At 71.4% G+C, this 22,746-nt stretch carries 14 protein-coding genes; 3 read left to right on the forward strand and 11 right to left on the reverse strand.

All coding sequences use genetic code 11. The features are described 5' to 3' along the window. Positions 1-48: 48 nt before the first annotated feature. The 7 genes from A949_RS0113990 to A949_RS33405 form a co-directional block, all read right to left on the reverse strand. A complete protein-coding gene (locus A949_RS0113990) occupies positions 49-333 on the reverse strand; it encodes a cytochrome C oxidase subunit IV family protein (protein ID WP_037785543.1) in 285 nt (94 codons plus the stop codon). 3 nt (positions 334-336) lie between these two features. After that, positions 337-987, reverse strand: a complete 651-nt coding sequence (locus A949_RS33385; RefSeq protein WP_019356641.1) for a cytochrome c oxidase subunit 3 — start codon at positions 985-987, stop codon at positions 337-339. A 13-nt stretch (positions 988-1,000) separates the two neighbouring features. Beyond that, positions 1,001-1,789 carry a hypothetical protein gene (locus A949_RS0114000; RefSeq protein WP_019356642.1) on the reverse strand — a complete coding sequence of 263 codons (789 nt, stop codon included), beginning with the start codon at positions 1,787-1,789 and terminating at the stop codon, positions 1,001-1,003. Positions 1,790-1,823: 34 nt separating this feature from the next. Beyond that, the gene (locus A949_RS33390) at positions 1,824-3,098 is read right to left on the reverse strand and encodes a cytochrome P450 family protein (RefSeq protein ID WP_019356643.1); all 1,275 of its coding nucleotides are present in this window, start codon (positions 3,096-3,098) and stop codon (positions 1,824-1,826) included. 90 nt (positions 3,099-3,188) lie between these two features. Beyond that, positions 3,189-4,169: an NAD(P)-dependent oxidoreductase gene (locus A949_RS33395; protein WP_019356644.1), complete on the reverse strand. Its 981-nt coding sequence runs from the start codon at positions 4,167-4,169 to the stop codon at positions 3,189-3,191. Then, positions 4,159-6,081: an FAD-dependent monooxygenase gene (locus A949_RS33400; RefSeq protein ID WP_019356645.1), complete on the reverse strand. Its 1,923-nt coding sequence runs from the start codon at positions 6,079-6,081 to the stop codon at positions 4,159-4,161. Before A949_RS33400 ends, A949_RS33395 begins: the two co-directional genes overlap by 11 nt. Positions 6,082-6,097: 16 nt before the next feature. Further along, positions 6,098-12,616 carry a type I polyketide synthase gene (locus tag A949_RS33405; RefSeq protein WP_063826260.1) on the reverse strand — a complete coding sequence of 2,173 codons (6,519 nt, stop codon included), beginning with the start codon at positions 12,614-12,616 and terminating at the stop codon, positions 6,098-6,100. Between the two features lie 413 nt (positions 12,617-13,029). On the opposite strand from A949_RS33405, the gene A949_RS0114025 reads away from it, so the two are divergent. Continuing rightward, entirely contained in the window at positions 13,030-14,400 is a 1,371-nt protein-coding gene (locus A949_RS0114025; protein WP_237735830.1) for a hypothetical protein, read from the forward strand. Between the two features lie 493 nt (positions 14,401-14,893). Here A949_RS0114025 and A949_RS0114030 read toward each other — a convergent pair whose 3' ends face one another. The 4 genes from A949_RS0114030 to A949_RS0114050 all read right to left on the reverse strand — a co-directional run bounded on the left by A949_RS0114030 (position 14,894) and on the right by A949_RS0114050 (position 20,153). Beyond that, the gene (locus tag A949_RS0114030) at positions 14,894-15,904 is read right to left on the reverse strand and encodes a hypothetical protein (protein WP_158687585.1); all 1,011 of its coding nucleotides are present in this window, start codon (positions 15,902-15,904) and stop codon (positions 14,894-14,896) included. Positions 15,905-17,025: 1,121 nt separating this feature from the next. Beyond that, positions 17,026-17,613, reverse strand: coding sequence for a hypothetical protein (locus A949_RS0114040; protein ID WP_019356650.1), 588 nt, complete (start codon positions 17,611-17,613; stop codon positions 17,026-17,028). Positions 17,614-17,790: 177 nt separating this feature from the next. Beyond that, positions 17,791-19,107, reverse strand: a complete 1,317-nt coding sequence (locus A949_RS0114045) for an MFS transporter (RefSeq protein ID WP_019356651.1) — start codon at positions 19,105-19,107, stop codon at positions 17,791-17,793. A 473-nt stretch (positions 19,108-19,580) separates the two neighbouring features. Then, positions 19,581-20,153: a GlcG/HbpS family heme-binding protein gene (locus tag A949_RS0114050; protein ID WP_019356652.1), complete on the reverse strand. Its 573-nt coding sequence runs from the start codon at positions 20,151-20,153 to the stop codon at positions 19,581-19,583. 391 nt (positions 20,154-20,544) lie between these two features. Here A949_RS0114050 and A949_RS0114055 point away from each other — a divergent pair, with 391 nt between their 5' ends. Continuing rightward, a complete protein-coding gene (locus A949_RS0114055; RefSeq protein WP_019356653.1) occupies positions 20,545-21,822 on the forward strand; it encodes a sensor histidine kinase in 1,278 nt (425 codons plus the stop codon). Continuing rightward, entirely contained in the window at positions 21,819-22,532 is a 714-nt protein-coding gene (locus A949_RS0114060; protein WP_019356654.1) for a response regulator, read from the forward strand. The genes A949_RS0114055 and A949_RS0114060 overlap by 4 nt, the downstream gene beginning before the upstream one ends. The last annotated feature ends 214 nt before the right edge of the window (positions 22,533-22,746 follow it).

Raw genomic sequence — 22,746 nt, forward strand, 5'->3', positions numbered from 1 at the left:
GGAACAGGTGGGGGCGGTCGGCAGGTGCGGGGCACATCAGCAGGCAGTTCACATCAGCAGATAGAGGGCGACGATCATGGCGCAGACGGTCGCACACCAGCAGGTGTAGACCGTGCGCAGACGGCGGAGCGAGCGGTGCAGTTCCATGAAGACGTAGCCCACGACGAGGACCTTGACGAAGGCGAGGACGACGATGAGGACGGTGCTCGGCTCGACGCCGAGGCCTGCGTGTCCGCTGCCGGCGAGGCTCCACGACAGGGCCGTGAGCGCCATCAGGGCCGCCCAGGCGCTGAGAAGGGATCGGCGGCCTGAGGGATGTGCGGGAGTGGTCATGGTTCACCTGACCAGGTAGAAGAGGGTGAACAGAACGATCCAGAGCGTGTCGGTCAAGTGCCAGAAGGTGGCGCCGTTCTCGAAGAAGCGCAGCCGCCTGGTACCTGTCGGTGCCGTGCCCCGGCCGGTCGTATGCCACATGTGGGCCAGCACGAGCATTGCGATGATCACGTGCAGCAGATGCATTCCGGTGAGCAGGAAGTACATCTGGAAGAAGACGTTCGTCTGCGGGGTGTGGCCGGCCCCGACCGCGCTGCTCCATTCGATCGCCTTGGCGACGATGAACAGCGCGCCACAGGTCCCGGCGGCCAGCAGGAAGCGCCGGGAGGTGTGGTGCTCCGATTCCCGTACGGCGTGCACGGCGAGGGCTATGCAGAGGGAGGCGGTGAGCATCAGGAAGGTGTTGACGACGCCGAGATCGGTGTTCATGGCGGCGCGTCCGGCCACGAAGTCCCGGCCGTGGTGTCCGCGTTCGTTCATGACCGCAGCGAAATAGGCGGTGAACATCATGAGGTCGGTGAGGACAAATACCCAGATACCCACCTCGCCGGGCAGCCACGGGGCCGTGCGGTCGGTTTCGGTTCGTTGGTGCGGAGCGGGAGCCTGCTGAGCTTCCTCCGCGACGAGCGACGTACCGTTGCCGTCATGAGGCATGGATTCCTGCCTTTCACTCTCGGTCGGCCGGGAGACGGCCGGCGTGCCGCGCGCTCTCGGCCTGCGCGTGATACACGCCTTCCGCATTTTCCTGCCGGGAGATCCGTTCCTGGCGGGCCACCGCCTTCAAGCCGAGATACGTCATCACGTACACCCACAGCGAGAAGGTGCCGAAGATGAGCCACATCCCGGTGAATCCGGAATACGTCCACTGGCCGCTCTTGAAGAAAATGATGACCACGTCCGTGACCCAGTTCAGGCACAGCGCGAGCGTCAGATAGGCAGACCAGCGCGGGAAGTGCTGGTGTTCCGGCGGATTCCAGAGGATGCCCAGTGCCAGCGAGACGAACCAGGCGATGAATGGCGGGACGGAGAAGATGAATATGAACCATCCCATGTCCCACAGTGCCTGGGTGATCTGCGGAGAGGTCTCACCGGCCCGGTAGGCGGCGGCCGACCAGAGGATGTTGACCAGTACGATGAGGCATACGCCGCAGCCGAGTGAGATCACCTGCGTGGTGTGGAGAAGAGGAAAGCGGCTTTCGGTACGCCGCGTCCAGATGGTCAGTGCGGCTCCCCAGGGCCCGCAGAGGGTGGCGCCGAGAATCATCAGTACGCACGCCGTTTGCGTTCCGAGTCGGTGCTCGACGATCCACGCGCTCAGCCGCTCGGCCGACCAGCCGGGGCTGGGCGGTGGCAGGAATTCCGCCATCGGGAAGAATCCGATGAGATAGGTGACGACAAGTACGGCACCCATCCACAGATAGAGCCTGTGCGGCTGGGGAGAGAAGCGCGTCTCCATGAGGGTGCGTCCTTTTTCTCTCGGGAAGTGCGCGTCATGCCGCACGGGTGGGTTTCGTGGGTCGACGCTCCGCAGCGTGCGCCTGGCACGGCAGATGGTCGAGGGCTCGGAGCAGAGGTCCGACCCGCCAGTTGAGCCTGTCGGGGGTGGTGGCGAGTGACAGATCGGGGAAGCGCTCCAGGAGCGCCGGCAGTGCGATGCTCGCCTCCAGGTGGGCCAGCGAGCGGCCGGGGCATCCGTGAATGCTGTGCCCGAACGCCAGGAGATAGCCCGGGGGGCGGCTGATGTCGAAAACATCGGGTTCGGGGAATTCCCGAGGATCTCGCTGCGCGCTGGAGATCATGATTTTCACGTGGCTGCCGTCACCGGGAATTTCCGTCGAATCGAGCGTCAGGTCCTCGGCGGCGAACCGCGGGAAGGGACTCGGTGCGGGCGGCGCGAAACGCAGCGTTTCGTGGACGGCCTGGTTGGCGAGGTCCGGATTCCGGCGGAGCAGGGCGAGTTGTTCGGGGTGGGTGAGCAGGCACAGGACGGCGTTGGAGAGGAGACTGATGGTGGTCTCGTGTCCGGCGAGGAGCAGCAGGAAGGCCGTGGCGCGTAGCTCCTCGTGGGAGAGCAGGTCGGTGTCCGCCGTCTCCAGCAGCGCGTCGAAGAGCCCCGTGCCGGGCTCCTGCCGCTTTGTGCGGATCAGTTCGTCGAAGTACGGGATCAGGTCCTGCCGCGCGGTGATGGCGTCCTGCGGGATCTTGGGGAAGCTGACCCGGTCGGCCCACTCGCGGATACGTCCGTGGTCGAGGTCGGGGACGCCGAGCACGGTGCAGATCATGCTGAGTGTGAGGGGTGCGGCGAAGTCGTCGATCACATCGAACGGTTTCGTTTCGGGGAGCGCCCGGATCAGCCGTTCCGTGTGTTCCTCCACGGTGGAGCGCAGGCCCTCGATGCGGCGCGGTGTGAAGGCCTGCGTGGTGGGTTTGCGGAGCCGGGTGTGCTCGGGCGGGTCGGAGTTGAGCATGTTGCGGCCGTGCGGGAACTCCGTGGTGTCGGGGTCCCCGAGGTAACGGGCGCGCCAGTTCCGGTCGGCCTGTGCCGGGTCGCTGGACAGCGCCGGATGAGCCAGGGCCTCCTTCGCCTCGGGATAGCCGAGCACGAGCCAGGCCTCGGCGCCGTCGGGCTGGACGGCCCGGTGGACGGGGCCTTGCTCCAGCAGCCGGGCGTAGACGGGGTTCGGGTCGCGGAGCAGTGCCTCGGCGTGCGGGCGCAGGTCCACGGTCGCGGGTGTGCGGGTCCGGGGGGTGCGTGCGTCGTTCATCGGTGGGTCTCCTCCGTTGTCGGAAGGGCGAGGCGGCGGCTCCGTCGGGCCGGCGGCCGGGAGAGCCGTCGCGCTCCCCCGTGGTCGTACTCAGGCGCCGTCGGATCGCCCGGCGACGGGCTGCCCCGGTTCCGGCTGGATCCCGTCCGGTGGTGCGGTCTCCAGGCGGGGGCCGGGTTCCGGCCGTCCGTCGAGGAAGTCGAAGATGGCGCCGTTGCGCAGGGGCGAGGACCACTTGCGTGCGGTACGGAAGAGTTCGGCCGCGTTCGCCGTGACCGGCAGCGGGCAGCCCGCGCTCCGTGCCAGGCTCAGCGCGGTGTCCAGGTCCTTGAGCAGGTGGTCGCTGGAGCCGAAGCGGCGGGTGTCCCCGGGCTTGAGCATCGGCTGGAGGACGTGCAGCAGCCGCGAGTCGGCGAAACCGCCTTCGAGGTATTCGGGCAGCCGGTCGGAGTCGAGGTCGGAGGCGGCGGCCAGCAGCGTGGCCTCGGCCAGCGCCCAGCAGGTGGCGCCCACGATGATCTGGTTGCACAGCTTGGTCGCCTGCCCGGCGCCGACGGGACCGGTCAGGGTGCAGCGGCCGGCGTAGGCATCAAGGACGGGCCGTACCCGGTCGAAGTCCTCGGCGCTGCCGCCGGCGAGGACGGTGAGCTTTCCGGCGGCCGCGCCCTGCGGTCCTCCGGAGACCGGCGCGTCGAGCCAGTGCGCGCCGGTCTCGGCGGCCAGCCGGGCGGCGAGGGACCGGGTCTCCTGCGGGCCGATGCTGGAGTGGTCGACGAGCACCTTGCCGGGGCCCGCACCCTCGGCGAGGCCGCCTGGCCCGAAGGTGACCTCTTCCACGGCGGTGCTGTCGCTGACGCACAGGACGAGCACCGTGGACTCGCGCATGAGAGCGGCCGGCCCGGCGGCCCTGTGTACCCCTGCCGTGTCCAGGCCGACGGCGCAGCCCGGTGTCCTGTTCCACACCGCGTTCAGGTGACCGGCGTCGGCCAGCCGCTGCGCGAGGGCGGCTCCCAGCATGCCGAGCCCGGCGCAGCCGACGGTCTCGGCATGCCGGGCCGTCTCAGTCGTCATGCGGGGCCTCGATCTGCCGCAGGACGCTCGCCCGGTCCCAGTGGGACCTCTCCCACACGAACTGGGCCTGGTCGTTGAAGCGGAAGGCGCTCATGCCCTGCTTGGTGAACCTGCTGCCGGGCTGTACGTCCGTGCTCAGTTCGGTGAACGTGCCCTGGGCCTGGGCCGACAGCTCCCACATGACGGCGGAGTACCCGTCGCCCTCCAACTGCGCGAGCAGGGTGATCTTCTGGTCGACGATCGCCTCGAACCAGCGCGCCGCTGCCGCCCTGATGTCGCGTACACCGCGGGTTTCCATGCCCATGGCGATGTCTTCCGCCACCGCGTCGGGGGCCCAGCAGGAGGCGTACGCCTCCACATCGCCATCCATGATCGAGTCGGCCCACTTGCGGAAGGTGGCCGCGTGCGCTTCGTAGGTCTGATGGTCGTCCTGCCGGTGCGGCATGGCTGTCCTCTCGGTGGGTTGCGGGTCGGAGCCGATGGCGGTGAGCAGCCGCTCGGTACGGGGCAGGTCCTTGGGCCTGCCCCGTACCGCGACGTAGCCGTCGGGGCGGATCAGCAGGAACTCCCGGTGGCGCCGGGGCAGCTGGTGGTGGCTGAGCAGCGCCGGATAGCGGCGGGTCAAAGCCTCGGCGGCGATGGACAGCGGGCCGTCCGACGGGCCGCAGGTGAGCAGGGTGAACCGGGCGCCCGCAGTGGTGGCTGCCGCGGCCCAGCCCGGCGCCGGCAGACCCGTACGGCGGAACCCGGCCGGCCGGCCGAGTGCGCTCGTCGGGTAGCGGATCCGCTGTCCCGCCACCGTGGCCGCGTACCGGCTCTGGGCAGAAGGGGTCCGTTCGGCGATCCGCAGTACGGCGTTGCGCAGGCCGCTCCAGGGCGGCCGGGCGAGCGCGACGCGGGTCACGTCGCCGGTGACCTTGACGATCTGGCGTGCCGCGGCGAGGCGTTCGGGCTCGTAGGTGTCCAGGACCGCCTCGTCCAGCGTGCCGCCGAGGACGCCGGCCAGCTTCCAGGAGAGGTTCCGGACATCCTGGAGGCCCAGGTTCAGCCCCTGGCCGCCGACGGCCGAGTGGGGGTGGGCCGCGTCCCCGACCAGCAGGACCCGCCCGGACCGCATGCGCGTGGCGATGCGTTCGGAGGAGCTGAAGGTGGTGAGCGTCTCGATGTCGTCCATCCGCAGCCCTCCGGGGCCACGGGTGTCGAGGATGTCCTGGATGAACCCCGCGGTGGCTTCCTGCCCCTCGACCGCGCTCCCGGCGACCCGGTAGCGGCCCTCCGGCAGGGGCGCGATGACCATGCCGCCGCGCGAGGTGAGGAAGTAGGACGGCACGTCGGGTACGTGGACTCCGGTCAGCGGCCCCTCGGCGAGGATGAACGGGGTGGGCAGTGCGCTGCCGGTGAAAGCGACACCGAGCAGTTCACGCACCGTGCTGTGCACGCCGTCGGCGCCGATGAGCCAGCGGGTGCGCAGCCGTTCGTGCCGCCCGGCGCCGTCGCGTACGACGACCTCGACCGTGTCGTCCCGCTGGGTGAGGGAGACCAGCCGGCGGTCCCGTTCCACGGTGCCGCCGGACCGCCGGACGGCGGATTCCAGGAGCGCGTCGGTACGGGACTGGGGCAGTACCAGGGGTGCGTGCCGGGCGTGCAGCCCGACGCTGACGAGCCGTCCGGTGTCGCCGTGGTAGTCGAGCCGGCCTGGGGTGTGCGCCTGACCGCGTGCCGTGTCCAGCATGTCCAGGTCGTCCAGTGCCGCCTGGGCCGGCGGCCAGAGCATGATCGCGCGGCTGCCCTGGGCCGGTTCCGGCAACGCCTCGAAGATCCGCACCCGTACGCCCCGGCGCAGAAGTTGGCCCGCCGTGGCCAGCCCGCACGGGCCGGCGCCGATCACCACCGCTTGCGTGTGCGTGTCCATGTGGATCCTCTTCCGGTCAGTTCCGCGCGGCGTCGTCGCTGGCGAGCGGGGCAGGAGGGGTGTCCTGTTCGCCCTCCGCGCTCTGCGTGTCCGTGAGCAGACTCAGCAGGTGTGCGGTGAGGGCCTCGACCGTGGGGTGGGTCCACATCGCGGTGGCCGGGAACTCCAGTGCGGTGTCGCGGCCGATCCGGTTGCGGAGCTGGAGTGCGAGGAGGGAGTCCAGGCCGAGTGAGACCAGCGAGGTGTGGGGGTCGAACTCGTCGGGGTCCAGGCGGAACATCTCGACCAGGTGGCCGGTGACGCACTCCCGCAGCAGGGCGCGCCGGTCGTCCTCGGCGCAGTGCGCGAGCTCCGCCGCGAGGCCGCCCGAACCGCCTTTCCCGCCGTCCGTGCCGATGAGTGGCGCGAAGAAGGCGAGCGCTGCGGTGTCGGGGTGGGAGGCCGTGCGCAGTGCCAGGTCGGCGACTCCGTATCCGGTGCGTGGCCGGCCGTGGGCGAGGATCTTCTCCAGCGCTGCGAGGCCCTCGGCCGGGCGGATCATGGTGTAGCCGAGTTGTTCGTTGTAGGCGCCGCGCCCGTGTTCGGCCCAGCCGCCCCAATTGATGCTGACGGCCGGCAGCCCCTGGGCCCGGCGCCAGGCGGCGAACTCGTCCAGCCAGGCGTTGGCCGCCGCGTAGCTGCCCTGTCCCGGGCGGCCGAGCAGCGAGGACTCGGAGGAGAAGACGGCCCACCAGTCCAGCTCGGGCAGCCCCGCCGTGGCCTCGTGCAGCCGCCAGGCTCCGGTGGCCTTCGGGGTCCAGACCCGGTCCAGGAGCGCGGGGTCGATGTTGGTGGCGATGGCGTCCTCGACCACGGCGGCGGCGTGGACGACGCCGCGCAGCGGATGTCCGCACGCTTTCGCCGCCGTCACCGCTTCCGCCACGACGTCGGCCGCGCTGATGTCGCCGCTGACCACCTCGACCCGGGTGCCGGTGGCCCGCAGCTCCTCGATGACCGTACGGGTGTCCTCGTCCGGTTCCGAGCGGCTGTTGAGGACGATGGCCGACGCTCCCAGGTCGGCCAGCCGGCGGGCGAGGAGAAGGCCGAGGCCGCCCAGTCCGCCGGTGACGAGGTAGGTGCCGTCGGTCCGTACGACCTCGACGTCCTCGGGGTCGACGGGCAGCGTGGTGGTGCCTTCCGTCGGCCAGGTGAGGACGAGTTTGCCGGTGTGCCGGGCTGCGGCCATGGTGTGGAAGGGCTCGGCGGCCTCGGTCACCGGGTGGGTGGTGACGGGCAGCGGCGGAAGGTCGCCGCCGCGCAGCGCTTCGCCGAGTTCCCGCACGATCCCGGCGATGAGGGCCGGGTCGGTCTGCCGGAGCAGCACCAGGTCCACGCTGCTCATCGTGATGTTGCGGCGGAAGGGCAGCAGGCCGATGCGCGAGTCGGCGTAGATGTCGCGCTTGCCCAGCTCGATGAACCTTCCCTGGCGGGCCAGCGCGTCGAGCCCCGCCGCCTGCGCTGCGCCGGTCAGCGCGTTGAGCACCACGTCCACGCCCCGGTCCTCGGTCAGTTCGCGCACCTTGTCGGCGAAGTCGGGGTCGCGGGAGTCGAGGACGTGGGTGAGGCCCTGCTCGCGCAGGTAGTCCCGCTTGGCCGCGCTGCCGGCGGTGGCGATGATCTCGGCGCCGCACAGCCGGGCGATGTGCACGGCGGCGAGGCCGGTGCCACCGCTGGCGCTGTGGATCAGCACGGTCTCGCCCGCGCGGAGTCGAGCGAGGTGCCGCAAGGCGTACCAGGCGGTCATGCAGGCGGCGGGCAGCCCGGCAGCCGTCGTCAGGTCCATCCAGTCGGGGACCTGGAGGGCGGCGTCCGCACGGACGCACACCCGTCGGCTCATCAGCGAGTCGAGCCGTCCGTCGCCCCGGTAGACGAGCGCGGCGACCCGGTCCCCGACCTGGACGTCGGTCACGTTCTCTCCCACGGCGGCCACGGTGCCCGCGCCGTCGAAGAAGGGGGTGGGGGCCCCGCCCTCGGGGGTGCGGAAGCGGTCGAGCGTGCCGAGGGCCTGCAGGACGTTGCCGAAGTTGATGCTGGTGGCCTCCAGGGCGATCTCGATCTCTTCGGGCCCGGGCGCCCTCCGGGCGCCGGCGACCAGTTCGACGGTGCTGGTGGTGCGTACGGCGCCGCGCTGGAGGGTGACGTTGTCCCGGCTCCAGTCGACTGTGCGGAGCTGCCGCTCGTCCCGGGCCATCGGCACGTTGTGCAGTCGGGCCAGTAGGCGGGTGTGCGCACGGTGGGCGATCTGGTCCTGGTCGGGAGGGCAGGCCAGGAGTTCGCCGGCGAGTTCCTCGGGGCTGGTGGCAGGCTCGATGTCGATGACGGTGGGCCGCAGTTCGGCGTGCTCGTAGCTGAGGACGCGGCAGAGTCCCTGGAGTCCCGCTTGGCCGAGCAGCGGCTGGTCGCCTTCCACCACTTCCTGTGCGGCGCAGGTGACCGTCCACAGCCGCGCCGGGGTCTCCTGCGCCAGGGCCGGGTCGGCCAGCGGCTGGGCCAGGCGGATCAGGCGCAGGACCCGGTCGCGGGCCTGCGCAGGGCTGCCGGCGTCCACAGCGGTGTCGCGGGCGGGCAGGTAGACGACGTTCCGCTCGACGGCCTCCCCTTCCTGGAGGCAGGTGCGCAGCCGCGCCGTGAACGCGTCGGTGTCGGCCGTCGCGGGGTGCGGCAGCGGCAGGACCGTGGCGTGCGCAGCGTGCGCGCCCAGCGCCTCGGCCAGCGCCGCGGCCTGGTCGGTGGTCTCCGGTTCGGGGCACAGCGTCCATGCCGAGGCCGGCCGCTCCGGTGAGGAGTCCAGGGGCGCCTCCTCCCACACGGTCCGCAGCAGCCTGCTGTCGAACTGCTCCTCGGGCGTGTGGGAGGGCACCTGGACGAACTCGACGCCGGACGCCTCGGCCAGCACCTCGCCCGATCCGGTGAGCAGTTGCAGGTGGGCGGTGCACGCGTGCGCGTCGGCATGGTCGAGCCGGACGTGGCAGTGCCGCGCGTCGACCACGTCGCCGTAGGCACGCAGCAGCCCGATCCGGCGGGGCACCATGCTGCCGGACTCGACCGCGGTGGTGGCGAACCAGGCGGCGCCCGCCACCTGGAGTCCCACGTCCAGCAGCACCGGGTGCCAGTGCAGCCGCCGCGTGCCGATCCGCGCCCCAGCGGGCAGTTCGATGTCCGCCAGGGCCGTCACGGGCCCCTTGCCGCCACGTACGGCCAGTGCGGTGATCCCGGCGAAGGCGGGCCCGTGTTCGATCCCGCGCTCCTGGCGCATCTGCGCGTAGAGCCCGGAAGGATCGACGGTCTCGTCGTGGCCGGCCTTCAGCGCTGCGAGGTCGCGGCCCGGCGGGTGCTCCGTGTCCTCCTTCCGCGCCTCCTCGATCAGGCGCAGTTCCGCCGTGGCGTGGCAGCGGCCCGCGCCGTCCGCGTCGGGCACGGTGAGCTTCCAGGTGCCGCGCCCCTGGCCCCGTACGGTGGCGGTCGCCGTGACCTCGGTGTCGCCGCGCAGCGGCAGGAACTGGCGCAGTTCCACGTCGGTGACCTCGACCTGCCGCATGCCGGATTCGAAGATGTCGGTCGCGGCGCTCAGCGCCATTTCGCAGAAGGCGGCGCCCGGCAGCACCGGCACACCGTTGATCCGGTGGTCGCCCAGCCACGGGAGGGTGGCGGAGCTCAGAGTGGCCTGCCACAGGTGCCGGTTCTCGCCGTCGGGGTCCAGTACTCGAGGTCCGGTGAGGGGATGGTGGCCCCCTTCCTGCTCCGGGGAGGCGGCGGCCCTCGCCGGACGGTCGATCTGGTACGTGCGCCGCTCCCAGCTCGTGGGCGGCGCGTCCGCCAACCTCCCCGCACCATAGGGGCGTTGCCAGTCGACGGGGTGGCCCGCGCAATGCGCACCGGCCAGATGGCCGAGGAAGGTGGGCTTCTCGGGGGTCTCCCGCAGCAGCGAAGGGACGTAGGTGGTGCGGGTGTGGGTGTGTTCCGCCGCGGTGGAGCGTACGGCCTGGCCCAGCAGGGGGTGCGGGCTGATCTCCACGAACAGCCGGTGGCCGTCCTCCGCAGCCGCGCCGACCGCACGGGCCAGCCGTACGGTGCTGCGCAGGTTGGTCGCCCAGTAGGCACCGTCGCACTCGACGGGAGCGCGCGGGTCGTCCGCGACGGTGCTGTAGAAGGGCAGGTCCGGCTTCCGGGGCTGCACGCCGGACAGTGCGTCGCGCAGCTCCGCCAGGATCGGATCCATCTGCGCGGTGTGCGAGGCGATCTCGACGCTGATCGGCGCCGCCATCACCTCCCGCGCCTTCCACTCGTCCACCAGGCGCTCGACCTGCGCGGCGTCCCCTCCGACGACCGTGCTGCGGGGCGCCGCCTCGACGGCGACGGCCACCCCGTCGGCCCCGACTCGGGCGAGGTCGTCCTCGACCTCTGACCTGCTCAGTTCGACGGACGCCATCACTCCCTGCCCGGCCGTACGTTCGACCAGGCGGGAGCGGCGGCAGATGACCCGCACCCCGTCCTCCAGGCTGAGCGCGCCCGCCGTGACGGCGGCCGCCACCTCGCCCATGGAGTGTCCGACGACTGCGGCCGGCTCCACACCGTGCGCACGCCACATGGCGGCCAGGCCGAGTTGGACGGCGAAGATGACGGGCTGCACGGTGCCCATGGCGGAGATCTCCGCGCGGGAGGTGAGCGTCTTCCGGAGGGAGAGCCCGGTCTCGGCGCCGATCAGCGGCTCCAGCGTGTCGATGACCGAGGTGAAGACGGCTTCGCTGTCCAGTAGCCCCGCACACATCCCGGCCCACTGGGAGCCGTGCCCGGAGAAGACCCACAGCGGCCCCTGGCCCGCCTCGGCGACCACCTTGTCGGCTGTGACGCCCTCGCCGGGTGACTCCGCCGCGTATGCCCTGAGCCGGTCCACGAGTGTGGAGCGCCGCCCGGCGACCACGCCGACCCGGTGCCGGGCGTGCGTACGGCGGGTGGCGAGCGTGTGCGCCACGTCCGCCAGGGGCGCTGTCGTCCCCTCGCCCTCCAGCCAGTCGGCGAGCCGGCCCGCGGCGGTCCGGGTGGCGGGGCGGGTCCCGCCGGAGAGCAGGAAGACCCGCTCTCCTGCCGCGCTCCCGCTGTCCCGGGACCCGCCGCCACCGTCTTCGGCCCGTTGCTCACCTCCCTCCTCGGGGTGGTTTTCCTCCCCGTCTCCGGGCTCCTCGGGCTCCTCCATGATCACGTGGCAGTTGGTTCCGGAGACGCTGAAGGAGGAGACCGCGGCCCGACGGGGGCCCGGCACGCCCCAGGGGTGCGACTCCGTCGGCACGTAGAGGCGGGTGTCCGCCGCATCGATCTCCGGGTTCAGGTCGTGGAAGTGCAGATTCGGCGCGATGGCCCCGTGCCGCAGGCAGCAGACCGCTTTCAGCAGACTGGCAAGCCCGGCGACCGGCTCGGTGTGCCCGATGTTGGTCTTCACCGACCCGACGGCGCAGGGCCCTTCGCCCTGCCCGTACACAGCGGCGATGGCGGCGAACTCCAGCGGGTCGCCCACCGCCGTCCCCGGCCCGTGCGCCTCGACCAGGCCCACCTGTCCGGCCCGGATGCCGGCGTGGTCGAGCGCTTCCCGGTAGACGTCGGCCTGCGCGGTCTGCGAGGTGGCCATCAGACGGGAGCTGCGGCGCCCGTTCTGGTTGACGGCCGAGCCGCGTACGACGGCCAGCACACGGTCACCGTCGCGCCGTGCGTCGGACAGCCGTTTGAGGACGACGACGGCGCAGCCCTCGCCGCGCACGTAGCCGTCGGCCGCCGCGTCGAAGGAGTGGCACCGTCCGGTCGGCGAGAAGAAGGACCACCGGGCGGGCAGTACCGTGCCCTCGGGGTCCAGGGTGAGCGAGGCGGCGCCGGCCAGCGCCATGTTCGACTCGCCGTTCAGCAGGCTCTGGCAGGCGGTGTGCACGGCGACCAGGCCGGAGGCGCAGCCGGTCTCCATGGTCAGTTGGGGTCCTTGCAGGTTCAGCAGGAAGGCCAGCCGTCCGGCGGCCATGCTGTCGGTCCCGCTGTGGATGGCGTACGGGTCGGTGTCCTCCAGCGGACGCTGGGAGCGCAGCAGATAGTCCCGCGAGTACAGGCCGAAGAACGTCCCCACCCGTTCCCCGGCAAGACTGGTGGGCGGTATGCCCGCGTGCTCGCAGGCCTCCCAGGCGACCTCCAGCAGCAGCCTGTGCTGCGGGTCGACCCAGGGTGCTTCGTGCTCGCTGATCCCGAAGAAGTCGGGCTCGTAGGAGAAGACGTCCTCCAGGAACGAGCCCCACCGCATCCGCTCGGCCACGTCGGGTGGCAGTTCCTTCAGCGTCTCGGGCGTCCAGCGGTCGGCGGGGACGGGGCCGATCGTATGGTCCTTCGTGTCCAGCAGCTTCCACAGGCCGGAGAGCGAATCGATACCGCCGGGGAAGCGGCAGCCCACGCCGATGACGGCGATCTCCCCCCGGGGCCGTGCGTCCTCTCGTCCAGAAGACCGAACGGCGGATGTGTCCATGTCCAACTCCAGTTCCGGGTGAGGGGATCGAGTGGTGCTCCGCGATCGGTGGCGGCGATACGGACCGATTCCGTCGAGCCGCGCCACGGCGTACGAGCCGGACCGTGTCGTACGAGGCAGTGGCTGCCCGTCCGAACCCAGTGCACCGCGACGGGCCCCGGCGCGACAAAGGGCTGCGGCGCCGGAAGTGGTGCGACCGATGCGGGATCGCGCACTTGTGAAATCCGTGGTCGGAGCCGGACGGCCGAACCGGGGGTCCCCGGCCGCGCCGGGCCCGGACCAGGCCGACTGCGGCGTCCAGCAGCACTGGCACGCACCCCGCGCGGCGCATTCACAAGAACACGAACGATATACGCGTGCACGCCTGCCGCGGCCGTCTCGCCTTCACACCCCGGGAGGCGAGGAATACGACGGTGAGCAGAGACTTCCCGGGTCAGGAGGGAAAGGTGCCCCGGACGCGCAACACCCGCCTGCACACGTTGCTCCAGGAAGCCGACTGGAGTGGCGCCCAACTCGCCACCGCACTGCGGAAGCTGGCCGACGAACACGCGCAGCGGCTGGCCTGCGACCGTTCGACGGTCTCGCGCTGGCTCGGCGGCACCACTCCCCGGCCGCCCGCGCCGGAGCTGTTGCTGCAGGCACTCTCACGGCGTCTGCAACGGCCCGTCAGCGCCGCCGAGGCAGGCCTGAGCAGCGCTCCGGCCACGGTGCTTGACCTCTCCTGGGAGGCCGACCCGCTGCACAGGCTGACTGTCCTCACCCGCGCCGAAATGGATCCCCGCAGCCGCCATACGCTGCACACCGGGACGTACAGCCTCACGGTGCTCGACGTCTGGCGCTCGGAGCAGACACCCGGGGCGCAACCGCGGCAGCGGCCGCCCCGTACCAGAGGCCGGACCGGGCACGCGGAGGCCGAGGAGATGCGGACCATGGCCCGGGTCTTCGCCGAGGCGGCACAGCTGCACGGCCCCGGCCACGTCCGCTCGGCGCTGGCCGCCTACCTGGCCCGGGACGTGACGGGGTACCTGCACGCCCCGGCCACCGAGAACGCGCGCCACCACCTGCTGGTCGGCGCGGCCCAACTCGCGCTGCTGCTCGGCGGCATGAGCGCGGACGGCGGCGCCGAGGCCCTGGCCCAGCACTACCAGCACACCGCGGCGCAGCTCGCCGCCGAGGCCGGGGATGCGGCCACCTTCGCCATCGCCCTGCGCACGATGTCCACCCACGCACACGACATGGGCCACCACACCTCCGCGGTGCTGCACCTGGCCGAACGTGCCGCCGACAGCGCACGCGCCGCGGACGGGACCGTCGGCGCGTACGCCCAGGCCCAGCTCGCCGTCATGCAAGCCCACCACAGCGCGCGGGCCGCGCTCGACGCGCTGGCCGTCGCCGAACGCCTCCACCAGCAGGCACCCAGCGCAGCGCCGGGCCCCTTCAGTCACTATCCAGCCGCGGCGCTGCACTATCAGCGGGCCCAAATGCTGGCCACCCTCGGCGACACGGCGGGCTCCGCCCGCGCCCTCGCCACGTCCCTGCGGCTACGCGATCCCACCGAGCGGCAGGCGGCCACCCTCACCCGCGCCCGGCTCGCCGAAAGCTGCCTCGCACAGGGGCACCTCGACACCGCCCTCGCCCACTGGCGGATGTTCCTCGACGCCTACCCGGTCCTGCACTCCTCTCGCGTAGCCCACCGCCTGAGCGCCATGCGCCGCCTGCTGCACCCCCATCGCCGGCACCACGCCACTGCCCAGCTCCTGGCGCGCTCCGCCGCCCTGGACTGACTCCGGGACGATACCGGGCGGGGAAGGGTCGGATGCGACACCGAACGCCGGACTCGCGCCGGGCCGGACTCGGTCCTGGCCGACAAGGCGTACTCCTCCCGCTCCTCCCGCGCGATCCGCGAGCGCGGCACCCGGGCCCCCCGTCCTGGCCACGGGCAGCAGCACTGTCAGGACTGTCCACAGTGGGCCGGCGGAGGCCAGGAACCGAGCACCTGTCTGCATGCGCCGGAAGTCGCCCGCTCAGAGTCTCACCTGGGTGAGGAACGTGGTGCGGCTGGGGCAGGTGGTGTGGTGGAGGTAGAGCGCGTGGAGTGGCGCGTAGATGGGGGTTCGAGGGTGAGGACGTGCGCTTTGCCGCCCGCCGCGGGCCCGGGGGTGCGGTGACGAAGGCGATGTGCAGCCGCTGGTGGCCGAGCGTGGTGCGGGTCAGACCGTCCTTCGGCCGGACTCAAGAGGGCAGACCGGGGCCGGAGGAGGGTGGGGTTGCCAGCGGTCATGTGGCGCCGGAGGCGTGGTGCAGGCGGCGGACACCGGTCAGTTCGACCTCATAGTCGAGCAGCTGGGGTTTGCCGTGCGCGGGGAGGACGGCGGAGGACTGGTGCAGCCAGTGGAGTGAAAACCCCTTGCTCGGCTTCTTACCGACGAAGGGGTGCAGGTTCGGCCCGGGGACCATCTCCAGGTTGTCGGCGATGACCTGTTGGTCCACGTCCACTGCTGTGTTGAAGACGGCGTACGTGCCCTTGTCGCGGGTCCGGAACGTGTAGGCCTTCTCGTGCTCCGACTCGCCTTCCTTGAACTGGGCGGTGGCCCTCTCTCCCAGGTCTTTTCCCACTTCCTTCGGGATCTCGTGCACTGAACGGGCAGCCTTGGTGTCGGCGAACTCGGAGGAGGAGAGGGGGCCACGGATGGTGTAGAGGTCGGCAAGCGACGTGGACAACTCCGCAACGCCCGCGGCGCTGCTGCCTGCCGAGCCGGAACCGTCGGCCGGGACACGGACGAAACCGTCCTTGTCCTTGGCGAGGGGGACCGTCTTCTTCTCGTCGTCGACGAGAGAGACACTCGCGACGTTCTTCCACTCGCCTTTCGCCTTCCCCTTGCCCTTGTCCCGGTCGAAGACAATCAGCTGCGGGTACTTGCTCGTGCCTTCCTTGTCCTTGGTCCGGGTCTTGACCGCGAACCACGTGGCCTTGCCTTTCCTGGGAATGAGGTAGGTGCGGTCCACGTAGGAGAAGGGTTCCGCGGACGCGGCCTGTTCCTTCTTGCTGAGGTCGGCGTCCGCCTTGTAGCCGGCCTGGCTCTGCTCAAGGAGGGCTCCGCCCTCGACGGTGGACAGCAGCTTTCCGTCGTTCGTCTTGTTGGCCCGGTTGTTGACACTGACATACCGGTCGACGATCTTGGCGGCTTCCGCCTCGGTGACGACGCCCTCCGGCTCGGGAGCCTTCTTGTCCCCCTCGGCCGCTGAGCCGCCGCAGCCGGTGAGCAACACAGCTACAGCCGTCAGCACGGCCAGACCGGCCACCCTGTTGTGGCCGATGGCACCTGTGCCGTATAGCGCTCTTCGCCCTGCCTCTTGTGACTCCCTCATCGCATCCCCCAAATCCGTCACTTGACGTACAGGGCGCAACACTAGCCGCGACGACGAACGGACGTGCGTGTTCAGCGGGTCGGACGTTATGACCCTGATCACTGCGGCTCCAGTCGAACGTCCAAGCGGTCCGCCGCTGCATAATCCTTGCTGGCGAGCCTCGGGGGCCACACGGCCCTTCGATCGTGTCGGCCGTCGTCGCCGTCCTGGCGTTCTTCGCCTTGCAAAAGAGGCCACGGAGCGAGCGAGGCGGAGGGCTCGGGGTCAGGGAGCGGCATGCGGGAGCAGCCACCGCAGCGCAGCGGGAGAGACCGCATCACCGGCATGTACCTCCTGGCATTCGTGGCGACTCTCGTTTTCTCCATGGATCCACCCAGCTGACTTCTCTGCCGGCGAATTCCGGAATCGGCCCCGGCGTCGTCGGGGCGGTGGTCGCCGGAAGCGCGCTGTCCGGGGCGCTCGGCGCGCTGGCGCCCGCCCCCCGTCGGCCTACCTGCCGCTGCGCCTGGGCCGTCAGCGAAACGGTTCACGGGGTGCCGCTGACGGCGGCCGAGGGCAGTTCCCCGTCGGCGCCGGCCCGTGACAGTGCCCCGCCCATGCCGCCGGGCAGATGCCCGGGGCTCGTGTGGAGCAGCCGGGGAATCCCGGCACGATTCGGGACTCCTCTCCTCACGGACGGGCGAAGGGCGGGTGAGAGATGACATGGTGAAATCCGTCATCCGGACGCCCCACGGCGCCTCCGAATCGCTCCAGTTCGCCGAACGTGCGACCCGGTCCGGACGTTCGGCGAGGTACGGGTCCGGCTGCACGGCTCGGGCCTCAACCCCCTCGCTCGGCTCCGGCTCCACCGACACCCGCGCGAAGGGGCGGCCGGCCACGCTCTCGGCTGCGAACTGCCTCAGCGTCTGGCGCCTCTCCGTCAACCCTTCCGACCGGTTCCGCTCAGCAGCCAGACCGACGGCTGCGGCGGTGGTGAGGCGAAGCCGAGCAGCAGGGTGCGAGCTCTTGCATGGCTGTACTGATCGGGCGTGAACGGCTTGTCAGTCTCCGAGGTTTTCCGGCGGCGTCTTCGCGGTCACTGCGGATGGAAGGCGCCCGGTGAGGATCTGCTGACGCGGCAGCGAGAGACCGAAGTGCTCCTGCAGGGCCCGCAGCGTGATCAGCACCTCGTCCTCGTGCAACGTCGTGTCGAAGAAGCCGGCCTCTTCCAGTGCGGGGATCAGGAACTCCGTCCCGTCGTCGGGGCGCTCACCGATGTTGAACCACCCGATCGTCGCACCGTCGCGGTAGTACCAGACTTCCTTGGGCGGGTCGTCGGGCTTCGGCGTGAGGTGCAGCACTTCGACCCCGCCCGCTGACATGGACGGGTGGGCCCACCATGCTTTGGACGGCCGGCCTTGTTCGACCGCGAAGGACCAGCCTGCGCATGCGCCGAAACGGGCTGTCCGCGCCGCTCCCTCCCGGCTGGTCAGAGACTCGGCCTCTGCCATGGTGATCGGGTCGAGGAATCCTGTCGGCTCGGCGCCGAGCCGCACGGCGAGCTCGTGCGGGCTCAAGCCTCGGGCGAAGGTGATGAACAGGTTCGGGCTGTACCAGGTATCGGGCAGCCACAGGATGCCGTCAGACACTCTCGCTCCTTGTGTGTGGGTGAGGGCGCATCTGGGGCCGGGACACCGGCGTTCCACCCCCAGCCGGTCGTTCAACAGCCGATCATGCCGCTACGCGGGGCGTCACCGCTTCGGGACGGTGCAGATCGGCTTGTCCGGTTGCTGCGGTGCGCGAACCCCGGGAAGACCATCCGGTCCTCAGCCCGGCCGCCGGTCGTTCCTGTGCACGCGTGTCGGCTCGTCGTCGTGGGCCGGTTTCCCTTCCGGCTCGGTCGCGGTGGCCCCTGCCGTCTCGGCTGTCTCTTGGTCTTCTCGCCCCCTCTCCCAGGACCGGAAGAGGGGGATGGCCAGCAGGCTGATCAGGCTGGCTGCGGCGAAGAGGGCGCCGGCGACGAGGAACGGTGTTCGCAGACCGAGCGCGTCGGCGAGCCGGCCGCCCAGGAACGCCCCGAGCGCCAGGCCGGCGAAGGACATCAGACGGGTCGCCGAGAGCATGCGGCCCATCAGGTGGTCGGGGGTGGCCTTCTGTCGCACGGAGGCGGCGAGGACGTTCCACAGGGCGGCGTGCCCGATGTACGTGGCGAGGGCGAGGGCGACCGCGATGAGGTTCTCCGTCACCGAGATCAGCACGAACGAGGCGGACCCGATGACGAGGGCCACTGTGATCGACAAGCCATACCCGAGCATGCGGCGGAGCTTCGCGGCTATCCCGGCCCCGGCGAGGCCGCCCAGTGCGGATACCGAGAGCAGCAGGCCGTACTCGGTGGAGTCGAGCCCGAGCACGTCCCTGGCGTACAGCACCAGGTACGAGAAGGGGATCATGTAGCCGACGGCGGCGAAGGTGCCGATGAGGACGGTGGTCCGCATGATCTTGTCGCGCCAGGTCCAGGAGACGCCCTTGCGGATGTCTGCCCAGACGCTGCTGGGTACCGTCTCGGCCGGCGCGGCCCGGTAGTCGCCCCTGAGGAGGGAGAAGCTGACTCCGGCGGCCAGGAAGACGAGGGTGTTGATGCCTGGAGCAGCGAAGGCCGCAGCGGCGAACAGCAGGCCACCGAGCGGCGGTCCGACGAATTCGTCGACGACGAGTTGAGTACTCGTGATCTGCGAGTTGGCCCGGTCGAGCCCGCTTCCCCGAACGGCCTTCGACAGCACCGCGAAGGCGGTGTTGTCCGACAGGGTCTCGATGACGCCCATGATCACGAAGGTGGTGCAGAGGGCGACGAGGGTGACGGTGTCCGTGGCCACGAGGACGGTGAGGACGGCGAAGACCGCCGCGCGGGAGAAGTTGGACAGGTACAGCAGGACCCGCCGGTCGCAGCGGTCGATGAGGATTCCGAGGCCGAGGACGGCGAGGATCCTCGGGACCGAGTACGCGAGGGGGAGGCCGGCGATCGCCGCGGGAGAGCCGGTCAGGTCCGCCGCGATGAGCGGCAGCGCGATGAATGTGATGCCGTCGGCGAGATTCGAGGTGGCGTTCCCTGTCCAGATCCGCCGGTACTCCGGACCGAGGCTCATGCGCTTCCCTCCCCCGCCGCCGTCCGCCTGACATGCGGACGTCCCCCTGCAGCCCAGCTTGTTGACGAGACTGTGCCCTGGAGATCACCGTATTCGCACGGAACACGTCGTCGATGCCGAACAGCACGGAGAACTCACCCCGCATCAGGTACGACAGCCGCAGCGTGTCGGTGGAATTGCCGCCCGTCGCGGAGAAGTCCGCCTCGGGCATCTCGGCGGCTCGGGGAGTGTGCGCTGCCACAGCTTCCTGACGACAGCGATGGTCGTGTCGGTGCCGTCGGCGGTTGCGTCGGACCGTGCGCCGGCAGCAGCGACGGGTGTACTTGCCCGGCGGGCCACGACAGCCGCGGTGCCCGCCTTGCCACTCGGCGGCCGGGGCACGCTCCTGCCGCACGGCCGCCGCAAGCCCGCTCCGCGCACAGAAAGGATCTCCCGCCGGTGCGGTCGGCGGTGCTCGGTGTGGCGGGACGGGATCAGCGGTGTTCGCTGATGCCGGCGAGACCGGCGCGGGCGAACTTCTCGTCCAGTTCCCCGGAGGGGGCACCTGCCACGCCGATTCCGGCGATCGGCGTGCCCCGGTGGGTCACCGGCACCCCGCCCGGCAGGAACAGTGTGCCGGGGATGTCCTTCAGGTTCGGGGCGGACTCCAGCCGTTCGGTCAGCTTCGAGGTGGAGGCGTTCCAGGAGACCGCGGTGTACGCCTTTTCGACCGCCGACTCGTAGGACTGCGGCCCAGCGCCGTCGCCGCGGAGGGTGACGACCGTGTTGCCGTTGCGGTCGACCACCGCGACGGTCACCTGTCGGCCCTCCTTCTCGGCGGCCGCCAGTGCGGACCGCGCGGCGTCGGTGGCGGCGTCGGCGCTCAGGTGCCGGGTGGTGGTGGTCTTCGCCTCGGGCGCAGCCGGGGCGGCGGTGGCCGCGCCGGCCGACGGGGCCTGGGCCGAGGCGGAGAGCACGCCGAATGTGCCGGCGCCGGCCAGGGCGAGGGCCGCCGCGCAGGAGACGGTCTTGGCGGGGGTGAGGAACTTCTTGGCCTGGTGCTGCATGGCTGGGAACTCCGGTCGTCTCGTCGTCCGTGGGCTGTATCGGGCAGTCCGCCCCGGGGCGGGTTCGGGCTGTGTGGGGCCGGCCGGAGCACAGCGCGCTGCGGGTTGTGCCCGCGGCGGGTCGGTCCTGTGTCCCGTGCCGTCCCCGGGGCCGGTGCCGTGTCTCCAGCCTCCGCCGCGGACAGGGCCCGGGCGTCGGCGTACCGGCTGGGCCGCGGGGAGGGGACGGCCGATGGCCTGGTCATCCGATCGGTTGACCCGCAGTCCCGCGGCGCAGGGCGACAATGGAGTCGTTTGTGCAGCTCAGCTGCCTCACCGGTGGCGGATGCGAGGAGTGCCCGCCCGCTGGTCGGCCGCTGGGGACCCGTCGGGCAAGGTGAGGAGCAGGGACGTGGCCCGGAGCAGACCGTCGGCCCTCCGCGGCGCGCCGGCCGCCGAGCGTGACCGCCGGTGGCTGGCGCTGGTGATCCACCTGACCTTCTTCGTGCTGCTGGGAGCCGCGCTGGTGCGGTACGTACAGCGGCACGGCGGTGCCCTTCCGGTGCTCGTCCTGGCCGGGGCACTGGCTCTGGTCTACGGTTTCGGCCCGGCTCCGGGCCGGCTCGCGGCGGCCGGCCCGTCCGACGGGGTCAGGGGGCGCCCGGCTGCCGTCCGGCGCCCCTCGGCGCGGCACGTGCTGTGGCTGTGTGTGCTGGTCGTGGTCTGGGCCACGCTGGTGGCTCTGGCGCCGAGTTTCTCCTGGTGTGCGGTTCCGCTGTTCTACACCGCGCTGCGTACGCTGCCGCCGCCTGCCGCCTACGCGCTGGTGGCGTTCTTCACCGGCTTCGTGGTCCTCGCCCAGCTGCGGCTGGCCGCACGCTTCGACCTGGACCTGGTGGTGGGCCCGCCCGCCGTGGCCGCGCTGGCGCTGGCCGTCTTCACCGCCATGGACCGCCAGTCCGCGCGGCAGGCCGTGCTGATCGACGACCTGGCACGCACGCACCGCGAACTGGCCGCGACCGAGCGGCGCGCGGGCACGCTGGCCGAGCGCCAGCGGCTGGCCGGGGAGATCCACGACAGCCTCGCCCAGGGTCTCTCCAGCCAGCAGATGCTTCTGCAGGCCGCCGACCGGCTGTGGGATGCCGACCCGCGGCAGTCGCGCGCCCACGTCCGCAGCGCAGCCTCGATCGCCGAGCGGAGTCTGGCCGAGGCGCGTCGTTTCGTCCATGATCTGGCGCCGGCCGACCTGGCCGAGGGCGGCGGGCTGGAGGCCGCCCTGCAGCGGCTCGCCGCCCGCGAGTCGGCTGCCGACCGGTCCGTGCGTTGCCGTGTCGACAACGCCGTGGGCGCTCCTGCGCTGCCCGGGCACATCCAGGCCGCGTTGCTGCGCATCGCACAGGGCGCTTTGGCGAACGTGCGGGAGCACTCCGGCGCCTCACATGCCGCTCTGACGCTCTCCTACCTCGGCGATCAGGTGCGCCTGGACATCGCCGACAACGGCCGCGGCTTCGACACCGCGGCGGCGCACGGGCCCCGGCGGCACGCCCGCGGCCACGGCCTGCCGGCGATCCGGGCCAGGGTGCGGCAGGTGGGCGGTGCGCTCACCGTCGAGTCCGCGCCGGGCGACGGCACCGTCGTCTCGGTTTCCGTTCCGGTCCATCCCGCTTCCGCGAAAGCCGACACCCCATGAACCGCGCCCATCGAGACGATTCGGCACCTTTCTCGCCCGCGGGCACGGGTGCGCCCGGCGACGGCGGCCCCGGTGCGTCCCCGGTACCGGTCCGGCTCGTCCTGTGCGACGACCACGCCGTTGTCCGCGCGGGGCTGCTCGCCCTGCTCGGGAGCGCCTCCGGTATCGAGGTCGTCGGTGAGGCCGGCAGCGGCCCGGAAGCTGTCGCACTCGCGGCCCGACTGGCCCCCGACGTGGTTCTGATGGATCTCCAGCTGGGCGAGGAGATGGACGGTACGGAGGCGACCCGCCGGATCACGGCCGAGTCGGGAGGCCGGGTGCATGTCCTGGTTCTCACCACCTACGACACTGACGCCGACATCACCCGGGCCATCGAGGCCGGCGCCACCGGCTACCTGTTGAAAGCCGAACGTCCCGACGAGCTCTTCGCCGCCATTCGCAGCGCCGCAGCCGGCCGTACCGCGCTGTCCGCGCCGGTCGCCCACCGTGTGATGGCCCACCTGCGCAACCCGCGGCCCGCCCTGACCGACCGGGAGCGCGACATCCTCGGCCAGCTGTCCCGCGGCCTGTCCAACCGCGACATCGCGAGGGCTCTCTTCGTCAGCGAGGCCACGGTCAAGACCCATCTGGGCCGCATCTACGACAAGCTCGGTGTCGACACCCGGGCGGGTGCGGTCGCCGTCGCCAAGGAGCGACGCCTTCTGTCGTAGAGCTGCGGCTGTGCACTCCATGGGTCGGCGGCGTTCCGCTGTCCGGCGCCCCGGGAAGCGGGAAGAGGAGGGCCGGAGTCCTCCGTCCTGCCGGATCTCCGGCAGCTGTACGGGAGGGCGCGCCGCTGCGCTGCGTGGCGCCGGCGGCGGCTTCTCACCGGGCTCGGAGTGTCCGCCCCCGGAGCCCCGGGACGGTCCGGTCGGGCCGGTCCCG

It is taken from the genome of Streptomyces sp. AA1529, from assembly GCF_000280905.1.
In the GTDB taxonomy this organism is placed as follows: Bacteria; Actinomycetota; Actinomycetes; order Streptomycetales; family Streptomycetaceae; genus Streptomyces.